The organism is Bradyrhizobium denitrificans, assembly GCF_013179005.1.
GTDB classification, from domain to species: domain Bacteria; phylum Pseudomonadota; class Alphaproteobacteria; order Rhizobiales; family Xanthobacteraceae; genus Bradyrhizobium; species Bradyrhizobium denitrificans.
The window spans coordinates 212567-212810 of sequence record NZ_JABFDP010000006.1 but is presented as its reverse complement, the minus strand read 5'-3'; the positions used below and the strand labels follow the sequence as shown (position 1 = coordinate 212810).

Below are 244 nucleotides of genomic sequence, written 5' to 3'. Positions count from 1 at the left end.
GATCCGCTCGACACCGAGCAGCTCCGACCAGATCCGGGCGATGGCCTCCTCGGTCTCGCCCTGCGGCGACGCATAGGCCTGTGCCGCAAACGCATCGCCCTCCGGCGCCGGCAGCGCCTTGCGGTCCAGCTTGCCGTTCGGCGTCAGCGGCAGACGCTCCAGATGCACATAGGCCGACGGCACCATGTAGTCCGGCAGCCGCGCCGCAAGATGGCCCCGTAGTTCCTCCGCTCCAATCGCCGCA

The 244-nt window shown here is 69.7% G+C and carries 1 pseudogene (only partly in view); it reads right to left on the bottom strand.

The window, feature by feature from the left end:
• A pseudogene (locus HL671_RS39290) lies at positions 1-244 on the bottom strand (AMP-binding protein); its annotated part runs 771 nt beyond the window's last position; the annotation flags it as partial.